The organism is Devosia naphthalenivorans (genome assembly GCF_003056355.1).
GTDB lineage: Bacteria > Pseudomonadota > Alphaproteobacteria > Rhizobiales > Devosiaceae > Devosia > Devosia naphthalenivorans.
Window position 1 is genome coordinate 172,278 of the sequence record NZ_PYVW01000003.1, and the last position, 15,975, is coordinate 188,252.

The window sequence follows — 15,975 nt, forward strand, 5'->3', positions numbered from 1 at the left end:
GATAGGGCTTTAGCCCGGCCTCCCGTGTTCCCGCTCTTTGCAAGACTGCTTTGACGCCTTTCCCGGCTTCAAGGAGGCTCCGCGCCAGCGATTGCAGTGTTGAAAACCACGAAGGAAGGCGCATTCATGGCCCTTTACGAGCATATCTTCCTGGCGCGCCAGGACGTTTCCCAGCAGCAGGTTGAAGAACTGACCGCTGCCTTGACCGAAATCCTCGCCACCGGCGGCGGCAAGGTCACCAAGAATGAATATTGGGGCCTCAAGGGTCTCTCCTACCGCATCCGCAAGAACCGCAAGGCCCACTACACGCTGCTCAACATCGACGCAGCGCCGCAGGCCGTTGCCGAGATGGAACGCCAGATGCGCATCAATGAAGACATCCTGCGCTTCATGACCGTGCGCGTCGACGAACTGGAAGAAGGCCCATCTGCAATGATGCAGAAGCGTGACCGTGACGACCGTGACGGTGAACGTGGTGGCCGTCCTGGTGGCGACCGTGGTGGCTTCGGCGGCGAACGCCGTCCGCGCCGTTTCTAATCGAAGGACCGTATAAGCTATGGCAATCAAAGACCTTACCACCGCCCAGGCCCGCCGTCCGTTCCAGCGCCGCCGCAAGACCTGCCCGTTCTCGGGCGCAGGCGCACCGACGATCGACTACAAGGACGTTCGCCTGCTGTCGCGTTACGTTTCCGAGCGCGGCAAGATCGTTCCCAGCCGCATCACGGCCGTTTCAGCCAAGAAGCAGCGCGAACTCGCCCAGGCGATCAAGCGCGCCCGCTTCATCGGCATCATGCCCTACGCCGTCCAGTAAGTTCGGCTAACCGGCATATCGTTGGGGTTCCGGATGGTCCGGGACTCCTAACCGTCCTCGAGACGGGACAGCTACAAGGAATTCCCAAATGAAAGTCATTCTGCTCGAGCGTATCGGCCGCACCGGCTCGATCGGCGACGAAGTCACGGTGAAGGACGGCTTTGCCCGTAACTTCCTCCTGCCCCAGGGCAAGGCACTTCGCGCCACCGCCGCCAACCGCCAGAAGTTCGAAGGCGAGCGTGCAAACATCGAGAAGCGCAACGAAGACCGCCGCAATGCCGCTGCCGGCATCGCCGAGGGCTTGAACGGTCGCACCATCGTCATCATCCGCCAGGCTGGTGAAACCGGCCAGCTCTATGGTTCGGTCGCTTCGCGCGACGTCGTCGAGGCACTTGCCGCCGACGGCTTCACCATCCAGCGTTCGCAGGTCGATCTCGCCGACCCGATCAAGTCGGTTGGCGTGCATGCCGTGGCGCTGAACCTGCACGCCGAAGTGGCTGTGTCGATCAACGTCAACGTCGCCCGCTCGGAAGACGAAGCGACTCGCCAGTCCGCTGGTGAAGACGTGACCGTCACCCAGTACGAAGAAGACGAAGAAGGCGATTTCGCTGCCGGCCAGAAGGACGCGCAGCAGGACGACCGCTTCGACGACGAAGTCTGATCGAATCACAGATCGATTACAGAGGCCGGGCAATGTGCCCGGCCTTTTGTTTTGGTGGTATTGCTTTTTGGCCACCGCATCATTCCCGCGAAAGCGAGAATCCCACTTCTATGCGCAAGTGAAGGGAGGTTCCCGCTTTCGCGGGAATGACGCAGTGGCGGAGGCGTTGTGCGGCGGGAGTACGAGACGGAAGCCCGGGCCGACTCGGCTTGTTCACGGCCTGTTCTCATGCAATAAGGAGCTTTGGCTTTCCCCGTTGTCCACAGTGTTCACAGGCGGGTTCTCAGCACATTAACCTTTGCAGGTTAGGCCCGAGACTCTTGTCCACTGCACGTGGTTAAGAAAGGTTAACGCACCCCCGAGGCACACCATGGCAGAGATTGCACGGCTCCATCCGGTCGAAGACAAGTCATTTCGCCTTGCCCCGCACAATGTGGAGGCGGAACAGGCGCTTCTTGGCGCTATCCTGCTGAATAACGACGCGTTCTATCGGGTGTCGGACTTTCTCGACCCGGAACATTTCTACGAACCGATCCACCGCGACATTTATGAGCTGGCCGGCAAGATCATCCGGGCTGGCAAATCGGCCGATCCGACCACCATCAAGACCCACCTGCCCGATCAATTGCTGCCGGATGTAACCATGGCGCAGTACCTGGCGCGGCTGGCGGCGGAAGCCACCACCGTGCTGAACGCCGCTGACTATGGGCAGGCGATCTACGACCTGGCGATTCGCCGCAGCCTGATCCTCGTGGGCGAGGAGATGGTGCAGGTTGCCTATGAGTCGGACGTCGAGCAGACGCCGAACAAGCAGATCGAAAAGGTCGAAGGCGAGTTGTTCCAACTGGCCGAGAAGGGTCGCTACGATGGTGGCTTCCAGAATTTCTCAAGCGCACTCAGCGCGTCCATCCAGATGGCTGGCGAGGCCTATCAGCGCGACGGCGGACTTTCCGGCATCGCCACCCTGCTCGATGACCTCGACCGGCAAATGGGCGGTTTGCAGCGCTCGGACTTGATCATTCTCGCCGGCCGTCCGGCCATGGGCAAGACGTCGCTGGTGACCAATATCGCCTTCAATGTCGCCAAATCCTGGCAAAGCGAAGTGCAGGCGGACGGCAATATCAAAACCACCAATGGCGGCGTGGTGGGCTTCTTCAGCCTCGAAATGAGTTCCGAGCAGCTGGCGACTCGTATTCTGGCCGAACAGGCCGAGGTGTCCTCCTCCGACATCCGCCGCGGCCGCATTCACGATTCGCAGTTCTCCAAGCTGGTCGATGTGTCCAACATGATGAGCAAGCTGCCGCTCTATATCGACGACACTGGCGGCATCAGCGTGGCGCAGTTGGCCGCTCGTGCGCGCCGTCTCAAACGACAGAAGGGCCTCGATTGCCTGATCGTGGACTATCTCCAGCTGCTGTCGGGTTCGAGCAAGGCATCGAGCCAGAACCGCGTGCAGGAACTGACGGAAATCACCACGACGCTCAAGGCTCTGGCCAAGGAGCTCGAGGTTCCGATCATCGCGCTCAGCCAGTTGTCCCGTCAGGTGGAATCGCGAGACGACAAGCACCCGCAACTGGCGGATCTGCGCGAATCGGGTTCTATCGAGCAGGACGCCGACGTGGTGCTGTTCGTTTACCGCGAAGAGTACTATCTCAAGAACAAGGAGCCCAAAGAGGGCACGCCGGAGCATATTGCCTGGCAAGGGGAGATGGAAAAGGTGCACGGCAAGGCCGAAGTTATCATCGCCAAGCAGCGTCACGGCCCTACGGGTACGGTGCAGCTCAGCTTTGAAGCGCAGTTTACGCGTTTCGGCAATCTTGCACGCGCCGACTATCTTCCCGAGCGCATGGAATAGGCATGGCGCTCACGTCGGGCCTTGGCGGGCAGTTGAGTATCGATCTGGGCGCAATGGCCCGCAACTGGCGCGCGCTGGACAAGGTCAGCGCCGGCGCCTTGACGGCTGCCGTGGTGAAGGCCGATGCCTACGGCACGGGCGTTACCATGGCCAGCAAGGCGCTCTATGCCGCCGGTGCCCGCTTCTTCTTCGTGGCAACGCCCGATGAAGGCATGGCCGTGCGCGCCGCGGTGCCGCAGGCGCATATCTTCGTGTTGAACGGGCTCTATCCCGGCGCGGCCAATCTCTACATCCGGCAGAATCTCATGCCGGTCATCGCGTCCATGGCCATGCTTGAAGAATGGCTGGCCAAGTGCGTGGAGCGCAATGAAGCCTATCCGGCTGCGCTGCACTTCGACACCGGGCTCAACCGGTTCGGTTTCCGGCTGAACGAAGCGAGCCTGGTCCGCGACCGCATCCAGACGCTGGGCTATGCACCGCAGATGGTGATGAGCCATCTGGCGTGTGCCGATCAGCCCAATCACGAGAAGAACCGCACACAGCTGGCGCTGTTCGGCTCGGTGATGAACCTTTTCCCCGGTATACCGGCATCGCTCTCCAACTCGGCCGGACTGATGACGGGGCGCGACTATCATTTCCAGATGGTCCGGCCAGGCATCGCGATTTACGGCGGACGTGCCGTGAGCGGCCGCAAAAACCCGATGGCGCCCGTAGTGACGCTCCATGTGCCGATCCTGCAGGTCAAGGAAGCTCGCACCGGGGAAAGCGTCGGCTATGGCGCCAGTTATTCCCTCTCCCGTGACAGCCGTCTCGCCGTTATCGGCCACGGCTATGCCGACGGGTTCTTCCGCTCGCTTTCCGGCACCAATACGCGGCCCGGCGGCAAGGTCGTCATTCGTGGCAAGGTCTGCCCGGTCATCGGGCGCGTGTCGATGGATCAGTTCACCGTCGACATCACCGAACTGGGGCCAGACTTGCCCAGTCCCGGTGAAGGCGCCGAGATCCTGGGCAACATCATCGGCATAGATGAGCAGGCAGACGCTGCCGGAACCATCGGCTATGAAGTGCTCACATCCCTCAAGGGTCGCTACAACCGGAACTATATCGGCGATGGCAATCTGCCGCCCGAGCCAGAGGCGTAGTTCTCTATTTGTTCTTGCCTAGTCATCGCTTCCGATATAGGGATGACTGGAACTCAGCGGCGCCAACAGGAGGCAAGAACATGGCGATTTTCGTCGTCCTGCTACGCGCCATTGGCCCGATAACCCACAAGATCATGTCGATGGCGCAATGGCGTGAGGCCGTCGCCGATGCGGGCTTCGAGGCGCCGGAAACCTATGTCGCCACCGGCAACATGATCGTGGAAGGGTCAGGCACGCTCGCAAGCGTCACCAGGCAGATGAACGAAATCGTCGTCGGCCTGGGACTGGGCGCTGGCAACCGCGCCATAGTCAGGTCACCCGGTCAGCTTGCCGCCCTGGTTCGAGCCAATCCGCTGCCCGAGGCGGCGAGTACAAGGCCATCCCAGATGGGCGTCTATTTCTTTGCCTCCGCCGCACCTGACTTTAGCTGGATCGGCGACTACCAGGGCCCGGAAAATATCCGGATCGAAGGCAAGCACCTGATCGTCGACTACAATGGCGGCGTTGCCAATTCGAAGCTGCCCGGCCTCATCGAAAAGCGGTCCGGCACCGCGACAGCGCGGAACTGGAACACCTTGTGCGGGCTGCATGAACGCGCCACCGCAAGGCGCAACAAGCAAGGACACTAAACTTGGCCAAATCCCGCTCGACATTTGTCTGCCAGTCCTGTGGCGCCGTAACCAGCCGCTGGCAGGGCCGGTGCGACGCCTGCGGAGAGTGGAACAGCATTGTCGAAGAGATCACCGACTCGGGCGTAGGGGCAGGTCCCAAATCCGCCAAGTCGGGTGGCCGGCCGACTAATCTGGTGCCGCTTTCAGGGGAAACCGAAAGCGCGGCGCGCGTGGTGACCGGCATAGCCGAACTCGATCGCGTCACCGGCGGCGGCTTTGTGATGGGATCGGCCCTGCTGGTCGGCGGCGACCCCGGCATTGGCAAGTCGACACTCCTGCTGCAATCGGCGGCGGCGCTGGCGAACAAGGGCAAGCGGGTCGTCTACGTGTCGGGCGAAGAAGCCGTGGCACAGGTGCGATTGCGCGCGCAGCGACTGGGCCTGGGTGAAGCCCCGGTGCTGCTGGCCGCGGAAACCAATGTCGAGATCATCCTCGCCACCCTGGAGGACGGCCCCGCACCCGACCTCGTCATCATCGATTCCATCCAGACCCTGTGGACAGACCGGGTGGACAGCGCGCCGGGAACCGTCACCCAGGTGCGCACTTCGGCGCAGGCCCTGACGCGTTTCGCAAAAAAGAGCGGCGCGGCCGTGGTGCTGGTCGGCCATGTCACCAAGGACGGCCAGATCGCGGGACCCCGCGTGGTTGAGCACATGGTCGATGCCGTCCTCTATTTCGAAGGCGACACCAGCCACACCTTCCGCATTCTGCGCGGCGTCAAGAATCGCTACGGCGCCACAGACGAGATCGGGGTGTTCGCGATGACCGAACTTGGCCTCGAACAGGTAGCCAATCCATCCGCCCTCTTCCTCGACCAGCGCGATGAGGGAGCCGCAGGCTCGGCGGTATTTGCGGGCATGGAAGGCACGCGGCCCATCTTGATCGAGATCCAGGCCCTGGTCGCCCCTTCCCCGCTGGGCACGCCCCGCCGCGCTGTGGTGGGTTGGGACTCATCGCGCCTCTCGATGATTCTCGCCGTGCTGGAGACTCGGTGCGGCGTGCGAATTGGTGCCAACGATATCTATCTCAACGTCGCCGGCGGCATGCGCATCAGTGAGCCGGCAGCCGATCTGGCCGTGGCCGCAGCGCTGATTTCCTCACTCACAAGTTCACCTCTGCCTTCGGATTCGGTTTATTTCGGCGAAGTGTCCCTGGCCGGTGGCGTACGGCCGGTGGTGCATGGCTCGCTGAGATTGCGCGAAGCCCAGAAGCTTGGTTTCAAATCCGTATCGACGGGCCGCATCGGCAATGCCGACCGTAATAGCGGGCTCGAAGTTTCCGAGTTTTCCGCTCTTGCCGAACTGGTCGGGCGAATTGCCGCCAACGGCAAGCCAAGAGAACCGCAGCGCGAGGAATGGTGAGGTATGGGTTCACACTTTCTGGGCAGATCCTGTCGCAAACCGCCGCTTACCCTTGGCATTGCTGCACAAAGCCGCTAAACGAAGCCCCAGACTGCCGGGGCGGCTATTGGAGCTAAGCGAACAAATATGCTGACAGCGTTCGACGTTGGTGTTGGTGTGCTGGTGCTGATTTCAGCAATCCTGGCAACCGCGCGCGGCCTGACCCGCGAAGTCTTGTCCCTGGCCACCTGGGCCGGTTCGGCGGCAATCGCCATCTATATGTGGCAGTATCACCCCGAAATTGCGCGCCAATATATCGACGAGCCGCTGGTGGCCGATATCGCCACCGTGGTCGTTACCTTCATCGTGGCCTTGATTGTCCTGCACCTGTTGACGATGCGCATTGCCGATTTCGTCGTGGACAGCCGGGTGGGCCCGATCGACCGCACGCTGGGCTTCGTGTTCGGCGTGTTGCGCGGCATCCTGATCGCCATTGTCATCACCATTTTCGGCACCTGGCTGCTGCCCAACAATCTGCCGCCCTGGGCCGCGAACTCGCAGTCCCTGCCACACCTTCAGAACATGGGAAATTCGCTGATTTCCATGCTGCCTGAGGGCCTTGAAGAGCAGGTCACCGAGATTCTTCGCGGCGGCTCGGCCATCACCGAAGATGCAGAGGTTCCCGGCGCGCCCGTCGACGAAGGCACCGATGCCACCGAAGACAGCACCGCTCCGGCAACGGACGTGACGCCGCCGGCGCCGGTTTGAATCACCAAATGGTGAGCGCCGAGCGCTGGCCACAAAGCTGACCGCCCCGATGGGTAATGGTTAGCTCATGCTTTTTAGGCTATGGCTGGGGCGCAACCCACATCCTGGCCTTGGCCGCACGAAGCGGCGCCGTCCTGCGGTTAAGCCAGCATTGGCATGGAGAGCCCGTTGAACCATCCGAACGATGACTCTTTCGATCTCGAAGGCGACACGCTGCACGAAGAATGCGGCGTGTTTGGCATTCTGGGCCATAGCGACGCTTCGACGCTGACGGCACTCGGGCTGCACGCGCTACAGCATCGCGGCCAGGAAGCGGCCGGCATCGTCAGCTTTGACGGCAAGCAGTTTTACGCTGAAAAGCGCATGGGCCTTGTGGGCGATCACTATACCGACCCCGCCCTGCTCGCCAAACTGCCTGGTTCGATCTCCATCGGGCACACCCGCTATTCGACCACTGGAGAAGTCGCGCTACGCAATGTGCAGCCGCTGTTTGCCGAACTCGAGGATGGCGGCATCGCCATTGCGCATAACGGCAATTTCACAAACGGGCTGACGCTGCGCCGCCAGATCATCGCCACAGGCGCGATCTGCCAGTCGACCTCCGATACCGAAGTGGTGCTCCATCTCGTCGCGCGCTCGCGCCACACCTCCACCACCGACCGCTTCATCGATGCCATCCGGCAGATGGAAGGCGGTTATGCCATGCTGGCGATGACGCGCACCAAGCTCATTGCGGCGCGTGACCCGATCGGTATTCGTCCGCTCGTCATGGGCGAACTGGATGGCAAGCCGATCTTCTGCTCGGAGACCTGCGCGCTCGACATCATCGGTGCGAAATACATCCGCGACGTCGAAAATGGCGAAGTGATCATCTGCGAATTGCAGCCGGATGGCACGATCACGATCGAAGCGCGCAAGCCGGCCCGACCGGCGCCGGAGCGGCCCTGCCTGTTCGAATATGTGTACTTCGCGCGCCCCGATTCGGTGGTCGCCGGTCGCAGTGTTTATGGCGCACGCAAGCGCATGGGCATCAATCTGGCCAAGGAAGCGCCGGTGCAAGCCGACGTGGTGGTGCCGGTGCCTGATGGCGGCACGCCCGCGGCGATCGGCTTTGCCCAGGCCAGCGGCATTCCGTTCGAGCTCGGCATCATCCGCAACCACTATGTTGGGCGCACCTTTATCGAGCCGACGCAGTCGATCCGCGCCTTTGGCGTCAAGCTCAAGCACTCGGCCAACCGGCACGAGATCGCCGGCAAGCGCGTCGTGCTGATCGATGATTCGATCGTGCGCGGCACCACTTCGGTCAAGATCGTGCAGATGATGCGCGAAGCCGGGGCCACGGAAGTGCATATCCGAGTGGCGAGCCCGATGATCTATTATTCCGATTATTACGGCATCGACACGCCAGACCCGGAAAAACTGCTGGCCAACCAGCATCTGGACCTGGACTCCATGTGCAAGTTTATCGGCGCAGATTCGCTGGCGTTCCTGTCGATAGACGGGCTCTATGATGCAGTGGGTGGCGAGCCGCGCAACAATGCCGCGCCCCAGTTCACCGACCATTATTTTACGGGCGACTACCCGACGCAGTTGACCGATCGCAACGGCCGCTCCAAGAACGAGCCGAAACAAATCTCTCTTCTCAAGGAAGCCGGTTAATGGCGCAATCGACGACGGGCCTTGCCGGCAAGGTCATCCTGGTAACAGGTGCCTCGCGGGGCATCGGCTATGCGGCCGCTCTCGAGGCGGCCAAGCGCGGGGCACATGTCGTGGCGGTGGCGCGCACCGTCGGTGGCCTGGAAGAGCTGGACGATGAAATCCAGGATCTGGGCTCCTCGGCCACGCTCGTGCCGCTCGACCTGCGGGACGGCGAGGCCATCGACCGGTTGGGCGCAGCGATCTTCGAGCGCTGGGGTGCGCTGGACGGTTTGATTGCCAACGCAGGCCAGCTCGGTGTGCTCAGCCCCCTGCCCCATGTGAAGCCCGAGGATTTCGACAAGGTGATGGCCGTCAACGTGACCGCCAATTATCGCCTGCTCCGCTCCACCGATTTGCTGCTGCGCCAGGCTGATGCCGGTCGGGCGGTGTTCGTCTCGTCGTCCTCGGCAAAATCGGCACGGCCCTTCTGGGGCCTCCATGCCGCCAGCAAGGCGGCGCTGGATGCCATGGTCAAGTCCTATGCCGGAGAGACAGAGCAGTCCAAGGTCAAGGTCAATGTGTTCTATCCCGGCGCCGTGCGCACCGCCATGCGCGCCAAGGCCATGCCCGGCGAGAACCCCGATACCTTGCCAACACCTTCCGAAATCGCGCCCAAGCTGGTCGATCTGCTGAGCCCTGCGGTGACGGAGAGCGGCAAGCTGTTTGATATGACGACCGGCGCCTTTTCCGACCTCTAGGAGCCGCTCGTGGTCACCCTGCGCAGTGTTCGCCCCGACGATCTGGAGGCGTTGTATCACATCTGCCTCGTGACCGGCTCGTCCGGCCAAGACGCCACCCCCTTGCACAACGATCCGCAGCTCATAGGGCACATCTATGCTGCGCCCTACGCTGTGATCGAGCCGGAGCAAGCACTGGTTGCCGAGGACGAGCAAGGCGTTGCCGGTTATCTGGTGGGAACTTACGACACTGATCGTTTCGCCCAGAAACTAGAGCGAGAATGGTGGCCTTCCCTGCGGCAGCGCTACGCTGAACCCATCTTCGAGCCGACGGAGGCCGACCGCGGGCGCATCGCCGCGATATTAACGCCTGAGGTCAACCCAGCGGAGCTGGTGGCACGATACCCCGCACATATCCACATGAACCTGCTCCCTCGCCTTCGCGGCCAGGGCGTCGGTACGGCGCTGGTGCATAAATGGATTGCCGGTGCACGGCAAGCAGGCGTTCCGGGCACTCACCTGGGCGCCAGTGCCAACAACGCAGGCGGCATCGCCTTCTGGACCAAAGCAGGCTTCGCCCCGCTCATGACCATAGGCCGAACAGCCTGGTTCGGAATGGCGCTCGACTAACGCAGGTATCCGCTAGCGAAACCCTGTCCTTCCCTTCTCCCCTGAGGGGAGAAGGTGGCCCGCAGGGCCGGATGAGGGGTTCAGGCGTCGTGGCTCGAGCCGAGAAGCCTTCACCCCTCACCCCAAAGGGAGAGGGGGCAAGCTAATCCAGCTTGGTCATCATCACCTTGTCGATGCGACGGCCATCGAGATCGACGACTTCGAACTTCCAGCCATTGTGTTCGAACGTTTCGCCGACGCTGGGCAGGCGGTTGATGATCGACAGCACATATCCGGCAACCGTCTCGAACTTGGCATCGCGCGGAATTGCAACCTTGAGCTTCTCACCAAATTCATCGACAGGCATCCAGCCCGCAACCAAGTAGGACCCGTCCTCGCGCCTGACGATGGCCGGATCGTCACCGGTTTCCTCCTGGAAGACGCCGGTGATGACCTCAAGGATATCGGCCGAGGTCACGATACCCTCGAAGTGTCCGTATTCGTCCACGACCAGCGCCATATGCACGGTCGAGTTGCGGATTGCCCGCACCACATCGAGCGCGTCGGCATGATCCATCACCACTGGCACGGGCTGCACGAATTTGCGCAGGTCGAGCGGCTGGCCATTGGCGAAGACGCCGATGATGTCCTTGATGGCCACGACGCCGATGATCGAATCGGCGTCGCCATCCTGCACCAGCAGGCGTGAGCGGTGGGTATCGAGGATGGTCCGGCGAATTTCGTCGCCGTCGTCGGCCAGATCGACCACGTCCACATCGAGCCGCGGTGTCATCAGCCCGCGGGCAGAGCGATCCGCTAGCCGCATCACGCCCGAGATCATCGAATGCTCGTCCGTCTCGATCACGCCGGCCGTCGTAGCCTCGGCGATGATGGTCTTGACCTCTTCTTCGGTGACGGTTTCCTCGGCCTCTCCGCCCTGCCCCAGAAGGGTCAGCACGCCCTTGCCGGATACATCGAGCACCCAGACGATCGGCGAGCCGATCTTGGCCAGTATCTTCATGGCCGGCGCCACGCGAGCGGCAACGCCTTCAGCGTCGCGCAAGGCGATCTGCTTGGGAACCAGTTCGCCAATGATGAGCGAGATATAGGTGATGAACACGACGACGACGGCAACGCCCAGAACATCGGCGACGTTGCGGGCTACCCCGATGGAATCCAGCCATGCGGTAAGCCGCAGACCAAGCGTTGCACCCGAGAATGCACCGGACAGGATACCGACCAGGGTAATGCCGATCTGCACGGAGGAAAGAAACTTGCCTGGGTCTTCAGCCAGCTTGATGGCCGTGGCAGCGCCCTTGTTGCCCTGCTCGGCCATGCTGCGAAGCCGCGCCGGACGGGCGGAGACGACGGCCAGTTCCGACATTGCCAACAAGCCGTTGATGACGGTCAGAACGACGACGATCAATATTTCAGCGAACACTATTTTTCATAAAAATGCGGCCCCGCACTCAGCATCGGGTCGCTTTGACGGAACAATGTTAGGGCAAGTGAATGCGTTACGCCATGGGCGTTTGAAATTTGTCGCAGGGGCTGTGAGGCGTGATCCATCACCGACCTGTTGCCACCTCCTCCTCGAAGGGAAGTGTTTACTTCTGGCTCATCGTCCCCCGCCAATTCCGCCCACAGCGTCATAGTTGGGAAACCGTTAGGTGCCGGAAATGAACACTCGCCCCTCGAAGAGAGGCGCAACCGAGACAGAATGGCCGCCTAGCCCAGACGACGCTTCTGCTTGTCGTTGTACGGGTTCTCGCTGCCGCCACGCACCCAAAGGCGGATCGGCGAGCCTTTGATGTCAAAGGCTTCGCGGATACCATTCACCAGATAGCGTTGATACGCCATCGGCAGCGCTTCAGGCCGTGAGGCAAAGAGAATGAAGCTCGGTGGCCTCGTCTTGGCCTGCGTCATGTAGCGCAGCTTGAGGCGGCGCCCGGAAACAGCCGGTGGCGGATGGCTCTCGACCATGCCGGTGAGCCAGCGATTAAGGCGCGCCGTGGAAACGTGGGAGTTCCAGCTGCGCTCGATCTTGAAGATCGCTTCCATCAGCTTGTCGATGTTCTTGCCGGTGAGGCCCGAAAGCGTCACCAGGGGAACACCACGCAGCTGCGGCAGCAAGCGCTCGCACTCTTCGCGAAGCGCCGTCAGAGCCGCGTTCTTGTCCTCGATCAGATCCCACTTGTTGAGCGCGATGACCAAGGCGCGGCCTTCCCGCTCGACCAGATCGGCAAGCGCCAGATCCTGCTTTTCGAACGGGATGGTGGCGTCCAGCATCAGCACGACCACTTCGGCGTACTGGATGGAGCGCAGGCTGTCCCCAACGGCGAGCTTTTCGAGCTTTTGGGTAACGCGCGAACGGCGACGGATGCCGGCGGTATCAACGAGGTTGATCACGCGCCCTTCCCATTCCCACGGCACCAGGATCGAATCGCGGGTAATGCCGGCCTCCGGGCCGACCAGCACGCGGTCTTCGCCAACCATGCGGTTGATCAGGGTGGACTTGCCCGCATTCGGGCGGCCGACGATGGCGACGTTGAGGTAGCGGTTGGGGTTCCAGCGCAGGGTTGCTTCATCCCCCTCGCCTTCCAGCATGTCCTCGGTGATATCGACATCGACTTCTGGCATGACGTCCAGATCGGCAACGTCCTCACCCTCGCGGTCCGCAGCGGCCTTGTCGATGGCGGCCGAAACGATGGAATAGAGTTCAGCCAGGCCCAGCCCGTGTTCGGCGGATAGCGGGATAGCTTCGCCAAAACCAAGTTTGAAGGCTTCGACGAGCCCCGCTTCGGCAGCGCCGCTCTCGGCCTTGTTGCCCACGAGGTGCACGTCCTTGCCGGCCTTGCGCAACACCTGCGCGAAGCGCTGGTCGAGCGGAACGACCCCGGCGCGGGCGTCGATCATGAACAGGATGACGTCGGCTTCCTTGATGGCCAGTTCGGTCTGCTGGCGCATGCGGTCTTCGAGGCTGCCGTCCTTGACGTCTTCGTAGCCGGCGGTGTCGAGAATGCGGAACGTCAGGTCCGCAATGCGGCCTTCGGCTTCGCGGCGATCGCGCGTAACGCCGGGCGTGTCATCTACCAGCGCGATCTTGCGACCGACCAGGCGATTGAAAAGCGTCGATTTGCCGACATTGGGACGACCGACAATGGCAACGGTGACGGTCATGCTCTTGGGCTCTTTCAGTCAGGCAATGGCACAGCCGCCTATTGAGCGGCGGGCGCGGTTTCGGTGGTGTTTGCGGCAGAAGCCTCTTCGGCTGGCGCCGCTGGAGCTTCCTCGGTCAGGAGCTCGTCAATTTCAGTTGCGGCCCCCTCGGCAGCAGAATTGGCATCAGCTGTGGGCGCTGCGCCTTCGGCAAGCAGCTGGGCAAGGTAATAGCCCATGCGGTTGCGCGTAGTGCTCATGGTCAGCGGATCATTGATCACCGCTTCAAAGCTGGCCTGGGCGGCAGCAAGATCACCAGCCTTGTACTGGGCCAGGCCCAGAGCTTCCCGCGCAGCATTGCGCAGCGGATTGCCTTCGGTCGCGATAGTTCCGACGCGCGCCTGCACATCGGCCAGGCTGCCGGTATCGACCAGCAACGTTCCAGCAAGAACCAGCGCCAGTTCGCGCAGCCGCGGATTGGATTGCTCATTGGCCAGCTTGTCATAAGCCGCGACGGCCGCGGCAGTGTCGCCATCCTGGGCCAGGACGCCCGCCTTGCGGAATTCTGCCAGTACGGGATAGCTTCCCGAGCCATCGGCGATGACGGCATCCAGTTGGGCCGTGGCGGCAGCCAGGTCGCCGCCTTCGATCAGGTCGAACGCCTGATAAAGCTCGTCCGAAGACGCAGCGGCATTGTTGGAGTGATACCAGCTCCAGCCTTCATTCAATGCAACGATGGCCACGACACCGACGGCGGCGCCGATCACATAGGGCGCGAAACGACGCCACAGGGCGCGCATGCGATCGCTGCGCAGCTCCTCGTCGACTTCGCGAAAAATATTGTCCTGTGACATGGCCTGCCTGAAGGTCGGAAGTTGAATGGGCGCACGTTTAGCACGCTGCCGGGGGAATGCAAACGAAGGGCTTCAGCAAGCGTGGCCGCGCCAGCCTATTCCCACTCGATCGTACCCGGCGGCTTGCTGGTGACGTCGTAGACGACGCGGTTGATGCCCCGCACTTCATTGATGATGCGGGTGGCCGTGCGGCCCAGGAAGTTTATGTCGAACTGATAGAAATCCGCCGTCATGCCGTCCACAGAGGTCACTGCGCGCAGGGCGCAGACGAACTCATAGGTGCGGCCATCGCCCATGACGCCAACCGTCTGCACGGGGAGCAGCACCGCGAAAGCCTGCCAGATCTTGTCGTATTGGCCCGACTTGCGGATCTCATCGAGATAGATCGCATCGGCCTTGCGGAGGATGTCGAGCTTCTCGGGGCTGATGCCGCCGGGGCAGCGAATAGCAAGGCCCGGGCCGGGAAACGGGTGGCGGCCGATAAAGCTTTCGGGCAGCCCGAGTTCACGGCCAAGGGCACGGACTTCGTCCTTGAACAGCTCGCGCAGCGGCTCGACGAGCTGCATGTTCATGCGCTCGGGCAGCCCGCCAACATTGTGGTGGCTCTTGATGGTCACCGAAGGGCCGCCCGTGAACGACACCGATTCGATGACGTCGGGGTAAAGCGTGCCCTGCGCCAGGAACTCGGCGCCGCCAAGCTTCTTGGCTTCTTCCTCGAAGGTCTCGATGAACAGCCGCCCGATGATCTTGCGCTTGGTCTCGGGGTCGCTCTGCCCTTCCAGCTCGCGCAGGAACACCTTTGAGGCATCAACGTGGACCAGCGGAATATTGTACTGGTCGCGGAACATGGTGACGACCTGTTCGCTCTCGTTGAGCCGCATCAGGCCGTGATCGACATAGATGCAGGTCAACTGATCGCCAATGGCTTCATGGATCAGCACGGCCGCGACCGATGAATCGACGCCGCCCGAAAGGCCGCAGATGACCTTGCCGCTGCCAACCTGGGCGCGGATCTTTTCGATCATCTTCTGGCGATAGGCAGACATGTTCCAGTTCGACGGAATGCCGCAAATCTGGTGCACGAAATTGGCGTAGAGCTTGCCGCCGTCAGGGGTGTGAACCACCTCGGGGTGGAACTGCACGGCCCAGATGCGGCGCTCTTCGTTGGCGATCATCGCGAAGGGGGCGTTGGGCGAAGTGCCGACGACCTCAAACCCCTCAGGGAGCGCGACGACGCGGTCGCCATGGCTCATCCACACCTGATGCTCGGTGCTCAGCTCCCACACGCCTTCGGTCAGGCTCGACGGCTTTTGGACGGTGAGTTCCGCGCGGCCGAACTCGCGGTGATGGCCGGCTTCGACCTTGCCGCCCAGCGCCATGCACAGGGCCTGCTGACCATAGCAGATGCCCAGGATCGGAACATTGGCGGCCAGGATCGAGGGATCGATGGTGGGCGCGTTCTCGTCCAGCGTGGATGCTGGGCCGCCTGATAGAACCACGCCCTTGGGTTGCATCGCGGCCATGGCAGCGGCGGCCTGCTGGAAGGGGTGTATCTCGCAATAAACGCCGGTCTCGCGGATGCGGCGCGCAATCAACTGGGTGACTTGCGAACCGAAGTCCACGATGAGGATGGATTGCGGGTGGTCGAGGATGTCGGGGCTTTGCATGGCGAGGCCTTATCGCTGCCGCAGCTTTTGCGCAAGATGGGACGAGGACATGGCCGGCTTGCA

General features: G+C 62.1%; 15 protein-coding genes. 11 read left to right on the top strand and 4 right to left on the bottom strand.

Annotated features, from left to right (window positions below):
* Positions 1–126: 126 nt before the first annotated feature.
* The 11 genes from rpsF to C8264_RS06505 all read left to right on the top strand — a co-directional run bounded on the left by rpsF (position 127) and on the right by C8264_RS06505 (position 10,253).
* Positions 127–537 (top strand): 30S ribosomal protein S6, encoded by a 411-nt coding sequence (gene rpsF, locus C8264_RS06455; RefSeq protein ID WP_108460310.1) that lies wholly within the window; start codon positions 127–129, stop codon positions 535–537.
* A gap of 19 nt (positions 538–556) precedes the next feature.
* Complete coding sequence (gene rpsR / locus C8264_RS06460; protein WP_162783490.1) at positions 557–811, top strand: 30S ribosomal protein S18; 255 nt, start codon at positions 557–559, stop codon at positions 809–811.
* An 88-nt stretch (positions 812–899) separates the two neighbouring features.
* Positions 900–1,472, top strand: coding sequence for a 50S ribosomal protein L9 (gene rplI, locus C8264_RS06465; protein ID WP_108460151.1), 573 nt, complete (start codon positions 900–902; stop codon positions 1,470–1,472).
* Positions 1,473–1,842: 370 nt separating this feature from the next.
* The gene (locus C8264_RS06470; protein WP_108460152.1) at positions 1,843–3,327 is read left to right on the top strand and encodes a replicative DNA helicase; all 1,485 of its coding nucleotides are present in this window, start codon (positions 1,843–1,845) and stop codon (positions 3,325–3,327) included.
* A 2-nt stretch (positions 3,328–3,329) separates the two neighbouring features.
* Positions 3,330–4,469 (top strand): alanine racemase, encoded by a 1,140-nt coding sequence (gene alr, locus C8264_RS06475; RefSeq protein ID WP_108460153.1) that lies wholly within the window; start codon positions 3,330–3,332, stop codon positions 4,467–4,469.
* Positions 4,470–4,549: 80 nt separating this feature from the next.
* The gene (locus tag C8264_RS06480; protein ID WP_108460154.1) at positions 4,550–5,098 is read left to right on the top strand and encodes a DUF1697 domain-containing protein; all 549 of its coding nucleotides are present in this window, start codon (positions 4,550–4,552) and stop codon (positions 5,096–5,098) included.
* A gap of 2 nt (positions 5,099–5,100) precedes the next feature.
* Positions 5,101–6,501: a DNA repair protein RadA gene (radA, locus tag C8264_RS06485; protein WP_108460155.1), complete on the top strand. Its 1,401-nt coding sequence runs from the start codon at positions 5,101–5,103 to the stop codon at positions 6,499–6,501.
* 126 nt (positions 6,502–6,627) lie between these two features.
* The gene (locus tag C8264_RS06490; protein WP_108460156.1) at positions 6,628–7,248 is read left to right on the top strand and encodes a CvpA family protein; all 621 of its coding nucleotides are present in this window, start codon (positions 6,628–6,630) and stop codon (positions 7,246–7,248) included.
* 156 nt (positions 7,249–7,404) lie between these two features.
* Positions 7,405–8,907: an amidophosphoribosyltransferase gene (gene purF / locus C8264_RS06495; protein ID WP_108460157.1), complete on the top strand. Its 1,503-nt coding sequence runs from the start codon at positions 7,405–7,407 to the stop codon at positions 8,905–8,907.
* Positions 8,907–9,644, top strand: coding sequence for an SDR family NAD(P)-dependent oxidoreductase (locus C8264_RS06500; RefSeq protein ID WP_108460158.1), 738 nt, complete (start codon positions 8,907–8,909; stop codon positions 9,642–9,644). The genes purF and C8264_RS06500 overlap by 1 nt, the downstream gene beginning before the upstream one ends.
* A gap of 9 nt (positions 9,645–9,653) precedes the next feature.
* A complete protein-coding gene (locus C8264_RS06505; RefSeq protein WP_108460159.1) occupies positions 9,654–10,253 on the top strand; it encodes a GNAT family N-acetyltransferase in 600 nt (199 codons plus the stop codon).
* 142 nt (positions 10,254–10,395) lie between these two features.
* Here C8264_RS06505 and C8264_RS06510 read toward each other — a convergent pair whose 3' ends face one another.
* The 4 genes from C8264_RS06510 to guaA form a co-directional block, all read right to left on the bottom strand.
* The gene (locus C8264_RS06510; protein ID WP_162783501.1) at positions 10,396–11,658 is read right to left on the bottom strand and encodes a hemolysin family protein; all 1,263 of its coding nucleotides are present in this window, start codon (positions 11,656–11,658) and stop codon (positions 10,396–10,398) included.
* Positions 11,659–11,960: 302 nt separating this feature from the next.
* Positions 11,961–13,412: a ribosome biogenesis GTPase Der gene (gene der, locus C8264_RS06515; RefSeq protein WP_108460161.1), complete on the bottom strand. Its 1,452-nt coding sequence runs from the start codon at positions 13,410–13,412 to the stop codon at positions 11,961–11,963.
* A gap of 38 nt (positions 13,413–13,450) precedes the next feature.
* Positions 13,451–14,245, bottom strand: a complete 795-nt coding sequence (locus C8264_RS06520; protein ID WP_108460162.1) for a tetratricopeptide repeat protein — start codon at positions 14,243–14,245, stop codon at positions 13,451–13,453.
* 95 nt (positions 14,246–14,340) lie between these two features.
* A complete protein-coding gene (gene guaA / locus C8264_RS06525; RefSeq protein ID WP_108460163.1) occupies positions 14,341–15,912 on the bottom strand; it encodes a glutamine-hydrolyzing GMP synthase in 1,572 nt (523 codons plus the stop codon).
* Positions 15,913–15,975: the final 63 nt, after the last annotated feature.